Genomic DNA, 16,797 nt, shown 5'->3' on the forward strand with positions numbered 1-16,797 from the left:
TGTCAATCGACCAGAGCATGGAGAGGGGCACTGAATGGCCCGGCGCGAGCCGCTGAATAGGGAAAAGGTCCTGGACGCGGCCCTGGAACTGGCTGACGCGGAGGGCCTGGAAGGCCTGTCCATGCGGCGGCTGGCCAAACGGCTCGGCGTTGAGGCGATGTCGCTCTACAACCACGTCTCCAACAAGACCGACATCCTCGACGGCATCGCCGAACGAGTGTTCAGCCAAGTCGAGCGTCCGGACCCGGCGCTGCCGTGGCAGGAACAGGTCCGCACCGTGGCGCTGAACATGTACCGGGCCTTCAGCCGTCATCCGATAGTTCCGCTCGCGCTGGTCACCGACCAGTCCAACCCGACTTCGGCGCGGGCGCTGGAACCGCTCGACGGCCTGGTCGGGGCGCTGTTCCAGGCCGGTTTCGATGACTTGGGGGTACGGCGGGCGCTGGGCGCGGTGAACGGCCTGGTGCTCGGCTCGTTGCTCCAGGCCACCGGCGGGTTCACCGAGGCCCTCCGTACCCACGCGGATGAGCAACAGGTCGACGCCTATATTCGCCACGTCGACCCGGCTCGGCTGCCGAATTTCAGCAGGCTGCTGCGTCACACGCGCGAGGGAGTGGACCCCGAGGCGGACTTCGAGCAGATGCTGGACCTGCTGATCAGGGGCCTGGTCGCGTCAGCCCCGTTGCACGAGGTATAGCCCAGCCAGGTGGTCGCGCTAGCCGCCGGTGAGCCAGACTTCTACCGCGATGCCGGTGGAATCGCTCATCGGCTGGGCCGAGAGCGTGGCGGTGCGGCCATTGGAGAGGGTGATTTCCAGCACCGCTCTCCGGCCCTGCGCGACCAGCCTCACGGCGGCGTCCTCCAGGGCGAGCCGATCGCGGCGGCACAGGTTCCGGGGCGCGGAACGCAGTGCGGCATTTCCGGCTCTGACACCCTTCGTCCGGAGGAACTTCTCCATCAGTGCGCGCTCGTGTTGGCTGCTCAGTTCGAGTAGTCGCTGCTCGACGGCGGTCGCCGACCGCTGGGCCAGGGCTGTCATCTCCATGCTCGCCCTGTCGTTCGGGCAGGTGACGCTGATGACGCCGGCAACGCGCCCGCTGAGCGGATTCCGGATCGGTGTGGCCACTGCGGTGAGCCCGTGTAGTTCCTCCGCGAAGTGCTCGTTGCCCGAGACCCGGCAGGTTCGCCGTTCCACCAGCGCCGAGCCGAGGGCGGTGGTGCCGATGTCCGTCTCGGCGTAGCTGAAGCCGGGCGCGGAGCCGACCGCGTCCAGTAGCGTGCCCTGGGCTGGTTCACCCACGTTGCGCAGGAATATCACGCCATTCGCATCGCCCAGGAACATGCCCGCCGGGGTGCCCATGACTGCGGTTCGCAGCCGCTCGAACACGGGCCGGGCCGCGCGCACCACCTCGCAGTCGAAATCGAGGTCGTGAAACAGGCGCGGGCGGGCGTTGTCGGGGGTGAGTCCCGCCGCCTGACAACGCAGCCATGAATTCAAGATCGGAGCGCGCAATTCGCCCCCCGTCAACTTTCCATCCAGGAACCGCCCCATGATCTCGTCGGCGGGCTGCCGTCTCCCGTCCAAGACATCTGCCATCTGGCTCGCTCCCAAAGCTCCCTCACTACTAAGCTTGCGATTTAACCTCCGTTCCGTCACTCTCGGTGCTCGTTGTTGGCCGGGGCTGTCTTGCGATGGGGCGGTCTCCTGGGTTTTGGCTGGTTCTTTGACCCTCGGGGGCGGCCGGGTCCGGGCCGGGTGGGTTTCGGTGAGCCGGCGGGAGTTCCGAGCTTTGCGCGGAGACGGCGAAAGCCGAGGCGGACCCGGTAGGGCGTGAGCGGCGTACCCGGTGCGGGTCGCGGATGCCAGGGACGGCGAAGATCGTCAACGTGTGGGCTGGCCAGCCTCAGCTGGGCGTAGGCGGCCATGATCAGATGCATCCATCGGTCGGTGGCCTGTGCGGAGTCCAGGTGGGCGCGGGCCATGCCCAGGTAGACCTTGGCGAAGCGGTGGAAGTGTTCTTGGTCGAAGCGACGCAGGTAGGCCTTCCACAGCAGATCCACCAGGTTCGCGTCGACCTCGGCGGGCCCGGCATGCCACAGCCAGAGATCTTTTGTCGGTTTGCGGCCGTCGGGCAGCCTGTCGACGACGATCTGCAGGACGGTTCCACGCACGATGGGCAGGCGCTTATCGGCGGGATGGCCGGCCCAGCGGCCGATACGGGTGAGCTTTTGGTGCAGGCCCTTCCAGGCGCGTACGGTCACGGTCCCGTACCGGGGCGAGTCGGCGGCCATCTCGATATCCGGGCGGTGCCGCTTGGCTGGATCGGAGCAGGAGAACTCGCGGCCATGGCGCTCGCCCGCGCCCATTTCGCCGGGTCGGCGGGGGTCGGGATCGGCGTAGAAGACGCGGGTGGCACGCAGCCGGACCAGCACCTGAACGTGCTGCTGGGCCAGCGCGTGTGACAGGTCGGTGGCATAGTTGCCGGCGTCCAGCATCACCAGCGGCGCCACATCCCCGTCGGCGAGCTTGCCGCCCGTCCGCAGGGCAGCCAGCAGGCCGGTGATCTGCTCGACGGTGACATCGGTGTGCTCTTCGCCGGGTCGGATCCGCCTCGCCTGGATCGGGTCCACCCATGAGGAGGCTCCCCACTGCACGCCGACCAGCGGACTGTAGGGCCAGCCGGGCAGGAACTTGTCCCCGCCCTTGCCCCCGCCCTTGCCCCTGATCTGCACCATCACCCGCTCGTCGGCGTACTCGGCATCGGGCCGGGCATGCGGTGTGACATCCAGGGCGAACATCAGCGGCTCACCCGGCCGGGCCGCAGCCGAGACACCCAGCAGCAGGCGCCGTAGTCCTGCCTCCTCGATCCGCCCTTGATCCAAAGCGGCGTAGAGCGAGCCGTGTCCGCGCCGGAACTCCGGTTCCATCGACAACTCCACCGGCGAGCGCACCGGGCCCTGCGCGCATAGCATCGCATCGGTCAGCTCGAACAACGCATCCGCCCGGCGCCACAACAACCCATACAATCCGGCACGAAAGTCGATCAGGGGACGAAGATGTGACGGACCGGCTGCCCCGAGATCCTCCACCACCTCGCGCACGGCTGCGATAGTGAACATCTGCGGCCACCTTTCGGTCTCCGGCGTCTCTCAACACCGAAGATGGAGGGGTGGCCGCTCACCACGTCCGCGACACGCCGTGCCGCAACGGTCACAGTCCGATACATCGTGCTATCTGGTGATACGCCATAGATCAGGCGCTACCTGTCGCCGCCGACACCAATGCCCGGACCTGCTTAAATCCCAAGCTAAGCGCATCTGCCAATAATATGGACAAACGGCATCATTATTCTCATTTCCGGGCAAAGAGTGATCGATTTCTGCCTGACCGGCGGGGCTGAGTCGCTGCTGGAAGAGGCCGGCCAGAACCTGGATGACCACTCCGACGAGATCAAGACGGCCCGGGACGATCTGAGCATCGCGCAGGACTTCACCAAGCTGCCAAAGTGCCTGAAGCAGAATGGGGACAAAGCGAGCATGTTGCGAGCGAGGCGATTGGCGGGCCGATGAGCGAACCTGTGCGAATGGCGCTCATCGGGTGCGGTCGCATCGCGCAGGTGGCGCACCTGCCGGCTTTGGAGAAGGCCGACGGAGTGGAGTTGGTGGGCGTCTGGGATCCCAGCGCCGAGGTGGCGCGAGGTGTGGCGCGGCGCTACAACCTGGCCAGGGCCGGTACGGATCCGGCGGACATCTGGGCCGATGACACGGTAGAAGCGGTGATCGTGGCGGCGCCCGACCGGTTCCACTACGCGCTCGCCGCCGAGGCACTCAACGCCGGCAAGCACGTCCTGGTCGAGAAGCCGCTCGCCTCCACCGCAGGTGAGGCGGAGGCGCTGGCCGAGCTTGTGGCGCGTACCGGGCTGAAGCTTCAGGTCGGCGCGATGAAGCGACACGACCAGGGCCTGCAGTTCGCGCGACGATTTGTGGCGGAACGGCTGGGGCAAGCCCGCACATTCAACGCCTGGTATCGAATCGGCGACCTGCGCCCGGGTATCGAGGCCACCCTGTTCCCGTACGTCTACGCCGACGCCGCGGCCGGCCGGCACGAAGCGGGCTTCAAGGCCGACCGCGGTCGGTACCTGCTGGCCACGCACGGTGCCCATATCTTCGACACTGTCCGGTTCCTCCTCGGTGACGTGGCCTCCGTGGTCGCCCGGCATCGCGAGGACGGCCGCGACCAGGCGTGGCAGATCCTCATGACGACGGCGACCGGCGCGATCGGCACCGTGTCGATCGCGGTCGACGTTCCCGGCCTGCCCGCGGAGGGCGTCGAGGTGTTCGGGGCGAATGGCTGGCTTCGAGCCGACATTCCGTTCCCGTTCCAGCGGCAGGCCTCAGCCGTTCGCGCGTACGCCGACGGTGAGGTGATCACTCCGGTGCTCACCGACGGAGACGCTTATGAGCGCCAGATCGAAGACTTCGCCCGCGTCATCCGCGAGGACGGCCATCCCGTTCCTGACGTCCGTGACGGTCTGGCAGCGGTTCGCCTGATCGAGAGCACCGCCAAAGCAGTCGAGACCGGCGGTGAGGTGAAGCTGTGACCGGCGCGAGTGATCTCCCGGCGCGCCTCGGGATCTTCGCCCGGACGTTCCGCCGTACGACACCTGATGAGGTCGCCCGCGCGGTCGCGGCCGCCGGGTACGCCCTCGCGCACTGGAACTTCGCCGCGATCGGCCGGCCCACGCTGGACGCCGAAGCCGACGTCGGCTCGGTTCGCGAAGCCTTCGACGCGGTGGGATTGGGCATTCCCAGCGTCTCGGCGACGTACAACGTGATCCACCCCGACACGGACCTGCGCGCGGCGCAGACCGCGCAGGCCGTCCGCCTGATCAGCCGGACGCCCGAACTGGGCGCGGATGTCGTGACGCTGTGCACGGGCACGCGCGACCCGCGGAACATGTGGCGAGCGCATCCGGACAACACCTCTTCCCGGGCGTGGTCGGATCTGCGGCGCACCCTGGACCCCCTGCTCAAAGCGGCGCGCACGGCGGGCGTGCGGCTGGGCGTCGAGCCCGAACCGGGCAACGTCGTCGCGGACGCGCCTCTCGCGGCACGGTTGCTCGACGAACTCGGGGCCGGCGCCCCGATCGGCATCGTGCTCGACCCGGCCAACCTGCTCTCGCCGCAGACGATCCCCCATCTGGACGAGATTCTCGACGAGGCCGTCGGCCTGCTGGGGGAGCGGGTGATCGGCATCCAGGCGAAGGATGTCGTCGCGGCCGGCTACTCGGCGGCCGGCGCCGGGCTGATGGACTATCCCGCCGTGTTCCGGCAGTTGTCGCGCATCGGGCCGGTTCCCGTGATCGTGCAGGACGCCGATGAGACGGACGCGGCGCGGGTACGCGCCGATCTGATCCGCTGGTACGCCGAGGCGAAGCTCCCCTGAGCACGACGATTGACGCACTGTCTGGTGGGCCCTGGAAGCGCGCGCGGGTAATCCGCGATGCGCATCGATTCGGAAGGCCCGGAATAAATGGCATTAATGGAATTTTTCATCGCTGTTTCTGGTAATGGCAGGGCTGAAATAACACCCTAAATGACCTCCACGCGGCGGTCTTTCTCGAATGGTGGGTGCCACTCATACTGGACTTCCTCTCAGTGAACGGAAGCCCACCATGAGTCATCGATACGGCCGCGCCCTCTGGGCGGGGCTGGGGGCAGTCGCATTACTGCTGGGCATCTTCCAGCCCAGCGCCCAGGCGAGCGAACCCACCTGCGCCGACGTCTACTTCTTCGGGTTACGCGGCGCGGGGGAGCCGCCATCCTCGGAAAATATACGGAACGCCACGCCCGAACAGCTCATGGAGTACGCGGCCAGCCGGGAAACGCTGGGCGGCCTCGTCGCGCGAACCCTCGACGAGTTCGTCCAGGGCGCCGAGGGAATCGGCCTCACGGTCGCCTGGGAGGCGATTCCCTACCCGGCCGAATCGGCTGAGCCCCCGCCGATGCCCGCCGGACTGGTCAACAAGGCGGCCGCGCTCAAGAAGAAATGGGCCGACCTGAACGACAGCGTCTTCGACGGGGCGGGGCGGCTGTACGCCCGCGTCTCCACCCAGGCCGCCGCCTGCCCCGACCAGCGGTTCGTGATCGCCGGCTACAGCGAGGGCGCCTGGGCCACCCAGGACGGACTGCGGCTCCTGGACAAGCCGACCCTGCGCCGCACCCGCCTCGTGCTGTACGCCAGCCCGCTCTTCACCGACGCCGATTTCTGGCGGCTGGGCGACTTCGGTCTTCCCCGGGCCCCGGAGGGTATCCACGGCATCATCGGCGCCCGGCAGATCCCGCCGTCGATCCCGGCTGCCCAGACGTACTGCGACGACGCGGACATGGTCTGTGCGGCCGAAACGGATTACACGCCGATCACCGGCAACATCTCGGATGTCCTCACCTGCGGCGACAATCCTGATTGCGTCCACCGCAGCGCGTACGACGACTACATCACCCCGGCCGCCGCCTGGCTGGTCGGCCAGTTCGCCCGGCCCGACCTGAAGGCAGGCCCGATAACCGGGATTCCCGAGGTGGTCTGCGCGGGTTCGTCGCCGACTCTCCGTACCACCGTGACGAACGCCGGCTGGGCCCCCACCCCCGGTTTCCCCGTGCGCTGGAGCGTGGACGGCGTCCCCCAGGATCTCCCGGAAGCAGCCGTGAACGGCCAGGAGACGATCACCAGCTCCGGCTTCCAGCTCCACAACCTGGCCAAGGGCAATCACACGATCGAGGTGACCCTGGATCCCCAGAACCAGGTCAGCGAACTGAGCGAGGAGAACAACACGGCGAGCCTGCGCTTCCGTGCCGTCTCCTGCGGCACCCCCCTGACCATTGACCTGGTGGTGTCGGGGATCGAGGACCTCGGCCGCGTCCCGCTCTGCCCCGGCCAGGCTCCGACGTTCCGCGCCCACCTCAGCAACAACGGCACCACCGAGACCGGCTTCTTCAACATTCGCTGGCTGGCCGACGGCGAGGTCTTCGACGGCGGCCACTTCAGCATCCCCGCCGGCGAACCCGACACCCATGACCACATCTGGCACAACATCACGGCCGGCGAACACACCCTGACCTTCATCGCCGACCCGGACGGCGGAGTCCCCGAGTCCAGCGAGTCCAACAACGTCCTCACCCACACGTTCACGGTCCCCGACTGCGGCAGCTGACGTTCCTGGGTACGGCGAAGCACACGAGGGCCACTCCGGTCGGGGTGGCCCTCAGGTTTACCTGGCCCGACGTCGGGCTGGTTCTCGAAGCGCAGAGGTAGACCCCGCCCGCGACGACGTGGCCATCGCCGGGAGACCATGTGACCCGGCAATTCATGCCGAGCGCGCTTTTGTTGCTGACGCGGCGCACCGACAATTCCTCGCCGCCGGTGGACGAACCACGAGCCGCCGGATCACACTGGCGCAATGCCGACCGTATATAAGAACTCACGTGGTGAACGCGCGGTGCGGCAATGGTGTTCGGAAGCCTTGGCGCGAGCGGACTTCCCAGTCAGTAGCGCGACCTTGGACACCAGCGTCGGCCGAGTGCAACTCACCTCCGCCGGAACCGGACCGCCGCGGGTCGTCATGGTGCCCGGGACCGGCTCCAACGCCGCGGTGGCTCTGCCGTGGCTCCAGGCGCTGTCGGCCCACTGGGCGACCACAGTGGTCGATCTGCCGGGCCAGCCCGGACTCAGCGATCCGCACCGCCCTCGCCGGGCCCGGCTGGCCTGGTACGGCCGAGTGCTGGACGAGATTCTGGCGGCCATGGATGCCGACCGGGTTGTGCTGGTGGGCAATTCACTGGGAGCCGCCGTGGCCCTGGCCGCCGACTCGCCCCGAATCGGAGCGCGGGCGCTGATCTCACCCGCCGGCTTCATCCGTCTCAGCGTGGACCCGAGACTGGCCTTCGCCTCGGCCGTTTGGCTGCTGCGCCCCACCGCCGTAAACACCCGCCGCATGCTCCGGCTGTTCGTCGCCCCAGGCGAGGACCCGCCCGAGACCGAGGTGGAGTGGATGGCCCTCATGGCCGCCTGCTGCCGCCCGACTCTCGCCCCACCGCCCCTGCCCGCCGAACTGCTGGCCCGTCGCGCCGAGCGGCCGTGTGTAGTCGGTGTCGGAGAACATGACCGGTTCCTGCCACCTCATCGACTCGCACCGGCAGTGCGCCGAACCATGAACCTCGACGTTCGGGTCTTCTCCGGTCTCGGCCACCTGACCACCTCGGCCCACCTCGACGAGGTGGTATCCCTGGTGGCCAAGGTCGTCGACCCGCCGGCCAGGTGAGCCCATGCCATCAAATGACGAATCCAGCGTCAGATTCGGCGACCATTTCTGGATCTTCTAATTGGAAACCAGAAAGCGCTCGGCGGATTGCCAGGAGCCGACAAAGGCGGGACGGTCGGCAGCGCTCCAGCCGTTAATTGGCATCGGGAAACGAGCCGTCGCCGAACATTGCATCGTGTGAGCCCATCCGTAGCGAAGGGATCAATCCTGCGATGGTGCCCGACGCCCGATAAGTGTGCTGGTGGCAAGCCGACCCCGTGCAAGGGGCATCCAAGTGCGATCACACCCGGGCACAAGTCGTAGATGGTGCACTGCGGTGTCCGTACATTTCGCAGGAGGTTCGATGTCGCGACTGAAGAAGCAGCTATCAGCGCTCGTGGTGGGGTTGGTCGCCGCCACGGCTCTGAGCGCCACCGTTGCCGCGCCGGCCCAGGCGATGCCGAGAGAAGTCGGCGTCTTTGAATGGTGCTACATCTGGGAGACGGGCTACCTCGGCCAGTGCCTCCGCTGGCTGTAGGACCCGCGACGTCGCCGGGCAGATTGGCACCAAGCCCGGCATCGGGTCTGACTTCTGCAAGGGGAAGATAGGCGCCTCTGCCATAGCCTGGCCAGACATGACGACGCGTCCCGTCCCCTCCAGCGTGAGGGGACGGGCGACCCCATGAGACTCGCCCTGCAGCCGACAGGAGAAGTCCGCCTGAGGGGCTCCCCGTTTGGCTCCCCACGGCCTTCGAAGATCGAAAAAGGGTCCCGGAGGAGCTCCGGAACCCTGGTTGACCTGCTGGAATATGGTGGACGATACAGGGATTGAACCTGTGACCTCTTCCGTGTCAGGGAAGCGCTCTCCCGCTGAGCTAATCGTCCGGGAACTGCGAGCGGAAGACGGGATTCGAACCCGCGACCCTCACCTTGGCAAGGTGATGCTCTACCACTGAGCCACTTCCGCGTGATCTAGCCGGAACGAGCCCGGCCTCACGGAGAGAACACTAGCGAATCCTGGCTGACTCCCCAAATCAATAGTCGTGTAAGGAGCTACCATGCTTGACGATGGTTACCTCCGGAGGGTGAAAGTGGACGGGTTCGTTGCGGTTGGGCCTGAGGCGTTGGGCTTCGCGGATGTGGTTCGAGTGGCCAGGGATGGGACCGAGGTGCGGCTGACCGAGGTGGCCGTCGCCGAGATGGTCGCGTCGCGGGGGAAGATCGAGGAACTGGCCGAGGGGGAGACCCCGGCCTACGGGGTTTCGACGGGGTTCGGGGCACTCGCCACCAGGCACATCGATCCCGCTCTGCGGGCGCAGTTGCAGCGGAGTCTGGTGCGGTCGCACGCGGCGGGGTCGGGCGCCGAGGTCGAGCGTGAGGTGACCCGGGCGCTGATGCTGCTGCGGCTGCGGACCCTGGCCTCCGGACATACGGGGATTCGCCCGAAGACGGCGCGCGTGCTGGAGAGCCTGCTCAACGCGGGTATCACGCCGGTTGTCCATGAGTACGGCAGCCTGGGGTGTTCCGGGGACCTCGCCCCCCTCTCCCACGTCGCGTTGACGATCATGGGGGAGGGCGTCGTCCGGGACGCGGACGGGGTGCTCATGGACGCCGCCGAGGCGTTGAAGCAGGCCGGGATCGAGCCGGTCGAGCTGGCAGCCAAGGAAGGGCTCGCGCTGATCAACGGGACCGACGGGATGCTCGGGATGCTGGTCCTCGCCATCGAGGATCTGACCAGGCTGCTGAAGGTCGCGGATATCAGTGCCGCGATGAGCGTGGAAGGGCTGCTTGGGACGGATCGGGTGTTCGGTGCCGATCTGCAGGCGTTGCGCCCGCATCCGGGGCAGGCGGCCAGCGCGGCCAACCTCCGGCGGTTGCTGGACGGCTCGGGGATCATGGAATCCCATCGGGACGGCACCTGCACGCGCGTACAGGACGCCTATTCGCTGCGGTGCGCGCCCCAGGTGGCCGGCGCGGCCCGGGACACGGTCGCGCACGCGGCGATGGTGGCCGGGCGTGAGCTGGACAGCGCGATCGACAATCCGGTCGTGCTCGCGGACGGGCGGGTGGAGTCCAACGGCAACTTCCACGGCGCTCCGGTGGGGTATGTCCTGGATTTCCTGGCCATCGCGGTTGCGGATCTGGCGTCGATGTCCGAAAGGCGTACCGACCGGTTCTTGGATGTGGCGCGGAATCATGGGCTTCCCGCGTTTCTGGCGGATGACCCGGGGGTGGACTCGGGGCACATGATCGCGCAATACACCCAGGCGGCCATCGTGTCCGAGCTCAAGCGGCTGGCCGTGCCCGCGAGTGTGGACTCGATTCCCAGTTCCGCCATGCAGGAAGATCACGTGTCGATGGGCTGGTCGGCCGCGCGGAAGTTGCGGCGGGCGGTTGACGGGCTGAGCCGGGTGCTCGCCGTCGAGGTGCTGACCGCGGCGCGGGGGATCGAACTGCGGGAGCCGTACCGGCCGGCGGCGGGTACGGGCGCGGCCGTGGCGCTGTTGCGCGAGTCCGTGGCGGGGCCGGGGCCCGACCGGTTCCTCGCGCCGGAGATCGAGGCGACGGTACGGGTCGTCGCCGACGGATCACTCGTCGCGGCCGTCGAGGCCGTCATCGGGCCGCTGGCCTGAGAGTTCGGTCAGGGCCAGCGCGATCGTCGGACCCACTTCGCGTACCGTGCCCAGCGCGGACAGAACGTCGCACGGATTCGGCCGATGGCGGCCGGGCCGATCGTGGACATCTCCACCACGAGGGTGCCGGGGCGGAGGGCGGGCAGGGCCGCCGTGAGCCAACCCACGGGTGCGTACGCGCTCGGAAGGGGCTGGGAGAATGGCGGGATGTACGACGCATTCGCCCATGTTGGCGGCCGGTTGGCCACCGGCCTGCGGGATGTGACCACGGACCTCGCGGCGCTCGACTCCGAGGGCTGGTGGGCGGTCGTCGTCGGTTTCGAAGGAAAGGTCACCTGCGCGCGCTTCGACCAGGTACGGCAAGCGCCGCTCCCCACCCCCCTCCGTCCATGGCGGGGACCTTCTCCAGGCTCGTGGCGTTCGTCCCTCGACCAGAAGGGGTACGAGCGGGCCGTCCAGGGCATCCGTGACGAGATCGAACGCGGCGAGGTGTACCAGGCCAACCTCTGCCGGATCATGTCCGCCCCCCTTCCCAGCCACCCGGACCCCCTCGCTCTCGCCGTCCTGCTGGCGGAGGGCAACCCCGCTCCGTACCAGGCCGTGATCAGCGTCCCCGGGCTGGCCGTGATCTCCGCCTCCCCAGAGCTCTATCTCGGTAAAAATGGCGACATGGTTGAGTCACGTCCGATCAAAGGAACCGGTGCGACCCCGGACGACCTGCTCGAAAAGGACTACGCCGAGAATGTGATGATCGTCGACTTGGTCCGTAACGACCTGGGCCGGGTGGCCGAAGTCGGATCCGTGACCGTTCCCGCGCTTTGCGAGGTCGAGGAGCATCCGGGGCTCGTGCATCTCGTCTCGACCGTCCGGGCCAGGACCACCGCGGGCTGGCCGGAGCTGTTCGCCGCGACCTTTCCGCCCGGTTCTGTCACCGGGGCTCCCAAATCCTCGGCCCTCCGCATCATCAATCGGCTCGAACCAGAGCCGCGCGGGCCGTACTGTGGGGCGGTGGGCTGGGTGGACGCCGATCGGCGCGAGGCCGCGCTGGCGGTCGGCATCCGCACCTTCTGGATCTCCGGAGAAGAGATCCACTTCGGCACCGGAGCGGGCATAACCTGGGGCTCCGATCCCCGGCTGGAGTGGCGGGAGACCGAACTGAAGGCCGAACGGCTCATCGGTCTGGCGTCCTATGGAGGTTAGGTAATGAGTGTCCCCATCTGGGTCAACGGTGACCTGCTGGCACCGGAGCAGGCGGTCGTCTCCGTTTTCGACCACGGACTGATGGTCGGCGACGGCGTATTCGAGACGATCAAGTGCATGAACGGGCAGTCGTTCGCGCTCACCCGCCACCTCGACCGGCTGGCCCTGTCCGCGAAGCGGGTCGATCTCCCCGAACCCGACCTCGCCGCCATCGCCGACGGGGTCCGGCAGTGCCTGGAAGCCGCCCCGCAGTGGGCGCTCGGCCGCATTCGCGTCACTTACACCAGCGGTCCTGGCCCGCTCGGCTCCGACCGGGGCGGCGACGGCACCAACACGATCATCATCGTAGGCGAGCAGAAGCCGTTCCCGGCCGCCGCCGAGGTCGTCGTCGTCCCCTGGCCGCGGAACGAGCGCGGCGCCCTGTCCGGCGTCAAATCCACCTCCTACGGCGACAACGCCAAGGCCCTCGCCTACGCGAAGGAGCGCGGCGGCGGCGAGGCCATCTTCGAGAACCTGGCCGGAAACCTGTGCGAGGGCACCGGCAGCAACATCTTCCTGGTGATCGGCGGGCGGCTGATCACGCCGACCCTCGCGTCCGGCTGCCTGGCCGGAGTGACCCGGGCACTCACCCTCGAATGGTGCGGCGGCGTCGAAGAGGACATCTCCCTCTCCGCGCTGTACGACGCCGAGGAGGCCTTCCTCACCTCGACCACCCGCGACGTCCAGCCCATCGGCTGGGTCGACGGCAAGGCGCTGCCGCAGGCGCCGGGCCCGATCACGCTGGCCGCCATGCAGGCCTTCGCCGCGCGTTCGGCGGACGATCTCGACCCGTGAGAGCGGCCGTCGCCCTCGCCGCCGTGCTCCTCGCCGCCTGTTCGGCGACCACGCCGGAAACGCCGCTGATCGCCGGTTCCGGCGCGCCGGTGGTGGTGCCGAGCGGGCCCGGCGGCGAGGGCCGTACGGCGTCGCCGGGGGAGCGGGTCGGGACGAACGAGTCACAGACGACCGGCGCGGATGTCCGGTTCGCCGAAATGATGATCCCGCATCACCGCCAGGCCCTGGAGATGGCCGGGCTGGTCCCCGACCGTACCGCCGACGCCAGGATCACCGCGCTGGCCCGCCGCGTCGAGGCGGCCCAGCGCCCGGAGATCGCGGTGCTGACCTCGTGGCTCACCGCGCTGGGCCGCGCGGCCGCGCACGATCATCCGGATGGGTACGGCATGGCCACCCTGCCGGAGATGAACACCCTCAGAACGTCCAGGGACGCCGCCTTCGACCGGCTTTTCCTCACCCTGATGATCAAGCATCACGAGGGCGCCCTGACCATGGCGGCCGAGGAACTCCGCGACGGCCACGACCGCCTGATGCGCATCCTGGCCACGGACGTCGCCCGCGGCCAGCGCATCGAGATCGCCAGAATGCGCGATCTGCTCTAATACGACCGCTGGCTCTGCGCGTTGAGTTCGGTCATCTTCACGGCTTTGGCCGGATCGGTCAGCGGATCGGTGATCTCCAGCACGTCCAGGCCCTTGGTGATGTCACTGGAGTAGATGTAACCGTTGTAGTAGTACGCCGACCATGACCCACCGAGCGGCTTCCCATCGGGTAGCGGCCCGCGCTCGAAGTATCCGATCTCGCGAGGCTTGTCCGAGTCGGTGAAGTCCCAGATCGAGACCCCGCCCTGGTACCAGCCCTGCACCATGACATCCTTGCCCGGCACCGGGATCAACGACCCGTTGTGCGCCACGCAGTTCTCGTTGGCGGTCTGCGCCCGCGGAATCTTGAAATATCCGTGCTTTTCGAGCTTCCGGCCGTCGACGATGTCGTAGATCGCGTTCGCGCCCTGCTTCGAATCCACGTTCTTGTCGCAGGTCGGAGCCATGCCCCCGCCCAGCTCGTCACCGAAGACGACCTTGGTGCCCTCGTTGTTGAACGTCGCCGAATGCCAGATCGCGAAGTTGTCGTCCCGGACGACCTGCAGCGTCTTCGGCAGTAGCGGGTCGCTGATGTCCAGCAGGAAGCCGTCCCCGAAGCACGCCGCCGCCGCCAGTTTCCGCTCCGGATAGACCGTGATGTCGTGACATCCGGCTGGAGTGTGCTCGGAATCCGCTTTTGCGCCCGGCCGTTCCTGGAAGACATCCGGCTTCGCGGCGACCCGGGCGGCCTTGGGGTTCTGCACCGGAACGTCGACGATGGTCAGGTTCTGATGCGGTGGCGGGCAGTTCTCCGGGTCCGGCGCGGAGGTCGGCGACGACACGTACACGTACACCGACGTCTCACCAGGAATCACCGTATGGGTGTGCGACCCGCAGTCGGTCCGTACCGAGGTCACGTATTCCGGCTTGGCCTTGTCGGAGATGTCGAAAACGCGGATCCCCTCCCAGGCCGTCGGCGAACGCGGATCCGTCGCCTGCCCCTGGCAGGTGTCGTCACTCCGGGCCGAATCCACCGAAAGGAAGAGGAGGTCCCCGACTACCGAAATATCGTTCTGCCCGCCCAGGCAGACGGTCCGCGACAGCACCTTGGGCTTGGCCGGATCAGCGATATCGAAAACCGTAAAGCCCTCATAGTTCCCGACATATGCGTACGTGCCCTGGAACGCGAGATCCGTCCCCCATGCCTGCGGCCCGTCGAACGGAGCCTCCAGGGGCACGTTGGCGATCAGCTTGACGTTGTCGCTGTGCTTGATGTCGTCGACCGCGGGCGCGTCGCCCGTTTCGGGGGGAATCGTGTCGGCGGTGGCGATCGGGGGCTTCGGCGGCGGATCCTCCGACGCCTGCGTCGCGCACGCCGTCAGCAGTAACGCCGCCACGAGCAGAGTTCCGCCCATGCCACGACCCATGTTGGTGCCCCCTATCTCCAGACAGGACGCTATGTCAGCAAAGCAGGGGTCGTGTCGGGAATAGGTAACAGTTCAGGAGCTCCACAGCATGTTGGTCAACTCTTCGTCCAGGTCCATGAAGTCGACTTCACGCCCGGCGGGCACCAACTCGTACGTACGGTGAAGGAACTCGGTCAAAGGCGCCAGCGGCACCTCGAACAGGGCCTGCCCGAACGGCGAGGTCAGGCTGATGTTGAGCGTGCGCTCCCCATCCGACCGCGCCGGCCAGACCTGGACATCCCCATCACCCACCCGCCGCACGATGCCGACGGTCAGCAACTCACGGGCGAAGATCCACTCGACCGGCTCGTCGTTCCCCACGTGAAAGGCCATGCGTATGGCGTACGGATCCTCGGCGGTGTAGCTGAGACCGGCGAGCAGGGGGACGGTAGTACGGTCAGGGACCACAAGCCGAAGGCCCAGCTCGGCAGAGACGGTGGTGCTGTGCATCGTCAGCCAAACCTTTTCGTCGTCGGGTCCCCTCAACGGGGCTTTCACTGCTCACACGGACTACGTCCCGAGCTATGACGCGGAACGAAGGAACCTGTAGGAAAGATTCCGCTCTCAGGCCCTTCTGTAACGCAGTTCACAGCTAGACATTTAGGCAACTACCTGCACAAACGCTCACCAACAGGTGCATGTTTGCAAGGGTTTTGCGTGTCCGGGGGACGGGTGTATCAGTCTCAGGTGGTGCGTATTGGTCGAGTGTGGGGCATCACGATGCTATGACAACACACCGCCACGCCGCCGCACTCCAGAGAACCTTTCGGTGACGATGCGCCCCAACTAGTGGTGTGCTGCCCCTCACACCGCCAGAACCGGCCACATTCCACCGCTCCGCGACGATCCCCTCACCCACAGCCATCCCTCTACCCATCCCACAGCCTTCGCCACCACCCACCGAAGTGCGGTATGGTTTTCCACGTCGGACCAACGGTTCCGACCATCCCGGGCGATTAGCTCAGCGGGAGAGCGCTTCGTTCACACCGAAGAGGTCACTGGTTCGATCCCAGTATCGCCCACACGCAGGTCAGAGGTCGTTTCCCACGCTGGGAGCGGCCTCTTTGTGTGTCCAGGATGTCCGATTCTGGGAGCGAAGCAGGAGTGATCTTGCTTATCCGGCACGAGCGGCACTTCCGCCCGGATTGATGCGAGAACTTCCGCGTTCTCCCGCCAAGCCACGGCATGGCCTGCCGACACCACCGCCCTGTCCCCTGCGGCGCTCCAGTTCCGCTTGCCGCATCAGCGCCTGCTGCGTTCGGACGGCCTCACTGAGGGTGATCCATGTTGGTGGTGATCCGTGACTGACGAAAAGGGCGAGACCATGTTCGAGGTGGCAATGCGCGCGATGGCTGATGGCTCGCTCGACGATGTTCCTGATGACAGGCCCTACGTTCGCGGTGTGATCGTGCGCTGGCTGCCGGAGTTCGATCTCGTGCTCCGGCGCATAGAGGCCGCTGCCAGCGCTGAAGGTCCTGGCACCTTTGTTTCCCTCGCGTCATACATAAGGGTCGTCGCAGAGGATCTCTTTCAAGCAATCGAAGACGATGACATTCGCCGAATCGAGATCATATCTTCGTTGCTGCTTGAGTTGCTGAGCTCCAGCATCAGCTTTGTGACAGAGGTCGTGGAGGAGGGTGTCCTGGAAGGACTTGCCCACTATTACTCTGACATTTCGGATATGCTCCCGCTCGGTCTCCGTAGGGAAGTGGAGAGCCGCCTGGTGCGGTTTGGCGGACCCGAACCGCGCGTGTCGTAGGGCTGATGGAGTCGCGCGGTAGGTGGT

At 67.0% G+C, this 16,797-nt stretch carries 16 protein-coding genes and 3 tRNA genes; 13 read left to right on the plus strand and 6 right to left on the minus strand.

The window, feature by feature from the left end:
* Window positions 1–34 precede the first annotated feature (34 nt).
* A complete protein-coding gene (locus tag Acor_RS00890) occupies window positions 35–697 on the plus strand; it encodes a TetR/AcrR family transcriptional regulator C-terminal domain-containing protein (RefSeq protein ID WP_155334541.1) in 663 nt (220 codons plus the stop codon).
* An 18-nt stretch (window positions 698–715) separates the two neighbouring features.
* Here the strand turns inward: Acor_RS00890 and Acor_RS00895 are convergent, their stop codons facing one another.
* Entirely contained in the window at window positions 716–1,597 is an 882-nt protein-coding gene (locus Acor_RS00895) for a GAF domain-containing protein (RefSeq protein ID WP_155334542.1), read from the minus strand.
* Window positions 1,598–1,653: 56 nt separating this feature from the next.
* Window positions 1,654–3,120 carry a transposase gene (locus Acor_RS00900; RefSeq protein WP_155334543.1) on the minus strand — a complete coding sequence of 489 codons (1,467 nt, stop codon included), beginning with the start codon at window positions 3,118–3,120 and terminating at the stop codon, window positions 1,654–1,656.
* 249 nt (window positions 3,121–3,369) lie between these two features.
* Here Acor_RS00900 and Acor_RS00905 point away from each other — a divergent pair, with 249 nt between their 5' ends.
* From Acor_RS00905 to Acor_RS00930, 6 genes are all read left to right on the plus strand, one after another.
* The gene (locus Acor_RS00905) at window positions 3,370–3,570 is read left to right on the plus strand and encodes a hypothetical protein (protein ID WP_155334544.1); all 201 of its coding nucleotides are present in this window, start codon (window positions 3,370–3,372) and stop codon (window positions 3,568–3,570) included.
* A gap of 14 nt (window positions 3,571–3,584) precedes the next feature.
* Window positions 3,585–4,601, plus strand: a complete 1,017-nt coding sequence (locus Acor_RS00910; RefSeq protein WP_170316746.1) for a Gfo/Idh/MocA family protein — start codon at window positions 3,585–3,587, stop codon at window positions 4,599–4,601.
* Entirely contained in the window at window positions 4,598–5,446 is an 849-nt protein-coding gene (locus Acor_RS00915) for a sugar phosphate isomerase/epimerase family protein (protein ID WP_155334546.1), read from the plus strand. The genes Acor_RS00910 and Acor_RS00915 overlap by 4 nt, the downstream gene beginning before the upstream one ends.
* A gap of 229 nt (window positions 5,447–5,675) precedes the next feature.
* The gene (locus tag Acor_RS00920; protein WP_170316747.1) at window positions 5,676–7,211 is read left to right on the plus strand and encodes a CARDB domain-containing protein; all 1,536 of its coding nucleotides are present in this window, start codon (window positions 5,676–5,678) and stop codon (window positions 7,209–7,211) included.
* Between the two features lie 366 nt (window positions 7,212–7,577).
* Window positions 7,578–8,318: an alpha/beta fold hydrolase gene (locus Acor_RS00925; RefSeq protein WP_170316748.1), complete on the plus strand. Its 741-nt coding sequence runs from the start codon at window positions 7,578–7,580 to the stop codon at window positions 8,316–8,318.
* A 343-nt stretch (window positions 8,319–8,661) separates the two neighbouring features.
* Window positions 8,662–8,835 carry a hypothetical protein gene (locus tag Acor_RS00930; protein ID WP_155334549.1) on the plus strand — a complete coding sequence of 58 codons (174 nt, stop codon included), beginning with the start codon at window positions 8,662–8,664 and terminating at the stop codon, window positions 8,833–8,835.
* A gap of 272 nt (window positions 8,836–9,107) precedes the next feature.
* On the opposite strand, the gene Acor_RS00935 is transcribed toward Acor_RS00930, so the two are convergent.
* Together Acor_RS00935 and Acor_RS00940 are read right to left on the minus strand one after the other, a co-directional pair.
* Window positions 9,108–9,182: transfer RNA gene (locus Acor_RS00935), tRNA-Val, on the minus strand.
* 10 nt (window positions 9,183–9,192) lie between these two features.
* Window positions 9,193–9,264 (minus strand) — tRNA-Gly (locus tag Acor_RS00940).
* A gap of 91 nt (window positions 9,265–9,355) precedes the next feature.
* Here Acor_RS00940 and hutH point away from each other — a divergent pair.
* The 4 genes from hutH to Acor_RS00960 all read left to right on the plus strand — a co-directional run bounded on the left by hutH (window position 9,356) and on the right by Acor_RS00960 (window position 13,566).
* Entirely contained in the window at window positions 9,356–10,930 is a 1,575-nt protein-coding gene (hutH, locus tag Acor_RS00945) for a histidine ammonia-lyase (protein ID WP_155334550.1), read from the plus strand.
* Window positions 10,931–11,137: 207 nt separating this feature from the next.
* A complete protein-coding gene (locus Acor_RS00950) occupies window positions 11,138–12,130 on the plus strand; it encodes a chorismate-binding protein (RefSeq protein WP_155334551.1) in 993 nt (330 codons plus the stop codon).
* Window positions 12,131–12,133: 3 nt separating this feature from the next.
* Window positions 12,134–12,964 carry an aminotransferase class IV gene (locus Acor_RS00955; protein WP_155334552.1) on the plus strand — a complete coding sequence of 277 codons (831 nt, stop codon included), beginning with the start codon at window positions 12,134–12,136 and terminating at the stop codon, window positions 12,962–12,964.
* Window positions 12,961–13,566 (plus strand): DUF305 domain-containing protein, encoded by a 606-nt coding sequence (locus tag Acor_RS00960; protein ID WP_155334553.1) that lies wholly within the window; start codon window positions 12,961–12,963, stop codon window positions 13,564–13,566. Before Acor_RS00955 ends, Acor_RS00960 begins: the two co-directional genes overlap by 4 nt.
* Here Acor_RS00960 and Acor_RS00965 read toward each other — a convergent pair.
* Entirely contained in the window at window positions 13,563–14,960 is a 1,398-nt protein-coding gene (locus Acor_RS00965; protein WP_246238330.1) for an LVIVD repeat-containing protein, read from the minus strand. The genes Acor_RS00960 and Acor_RS00965 overlap by 4 nt on opposite strands.
* An 84-nt stretch (window positions 14,961–15,044) precedes the next feature.
* The gene (locus tag Acor_RS00970) at window positions 15,045–15,461 is read right to left on the minus strand and encodes an SsgA family sporulation/cell division regulator (protein ID WP_155334555.1); all 417 of its coding nucleotides are present in this window, start codon (window positions 15,459–15,461) and stop codon (window positions 15,045–15,047) included.
* 500 nt (window positions 15,462–15,961) lie between these two features.
* Here Acor_RS00970 and Acor_RS00975 point away from each other — a divergent pair.
* Both Acor_RS00975 and Acor_RS00980 read left to right on the plus strand, forming a co-directional pair.
* Window positions 15,962–16,033: transfer RNA gene (locus tag Acor_RS00975), tRNA-Val, on the plus strand.
* 278 nt (window positions 16,034–16,311) lie between these two features.
* Complete coding sequence (locus Acor_RS00980) at window positions 16,312–16,770, plus strand: hypothetical protein (protein WP_155334556.1); 459 nt, start codon at window positions 16,312–16,314, stop codon at window positions 16,768–16,770.
* Window positions 16,771–16,797: the final 27 nt, after the last annotated feature.

Origin of the sequence: Acrocarpospora corrugata (genome assembly GCF_009687845.1) — a bacterium.
Taxonomy (GTDB): domain Bacteria; phylum Actinomycetota; class Actinomycetes; order Streptosporangiales; family Streptosporangiaceae; genus Acrocarpospora; species Acrocarpospora corrugata.

Coding starts and splice junctions, on each gene's coding strand:
- Acor_RS00900 (WP_155334543.1), bottom strand. CDS start 3,120: ATGTTCACTATCGCAGCCGTGCGCGAGGTGGTGGAGGATCTCGGGGCA.
- hutH (WP_155334550.1), top strand. CDS start 9,356: ATGCTTGACGATGGTTACCTCCGGAGGGTGAAAGTGGACGGGTTCGTT.
- Acor_RS00965 (WP_246238330.1), bottom strand. CDS start 14,960: ATGGGCGGAACTCTGCTCGTGGCGGCGTTACTGCTGACGGCGTGCGCG.
- Acor_RS00950 (WP_155334551.1), top strand. CDS start 11,138: ATGTACGACGCATTCGCCCATGTTGGCGGCCGGTTGGCCACCGGCCTG.
- Acor_RS00890 (WP_155334541.1), top strand. CDS start 35: ATGGCCCGGCGCGAGCCGCTGAATAGGGAAAAGGTCCTGGACGCGGCC.
- Acor_RS00930 (WP_155334549.1), top strand. CDS start 8,662: ATGTCGCGACTGAAGAAGCAGCTATCAGCGCTCGTGGTGGGGTTGGTC.
- Acor_RS00920 (WP_170316747.1), top strand. CDS start 5,676: ATGAGTCATCGATACGGCCGCGCCCTCTGGGCGGGGCTGGGGGCAGTC.
- Acor_RS00910 (WP_170316746.1), top strand. CDS start 3,585: ATGGCGCTCATCGGGTGCGGTCGCATCGCGCAGGTGGCGCACCTGCCG.
- Acor_RS00970 (WP_155334555.1), bottom strand. CDS start 15,461: ATGCACAGCACCACCGTCTCTGCCGAGCTGGGCCTTCGGCTTGTGGTC.
- Acor_RS00895 (WP_155334542.1), bottom strand. CDS start 1,597: ATGGCAGATGTCTTGGACGGGAGACGGCAGCCCGCCGACGAGATCATG.
- Acor_RS00955 (WP_155334552.1), top strand. CDS start 12,134: ATGAGTGTCCCCATCTGGGTCAACGGTGACCTGCTGGCACCGGAGCAG.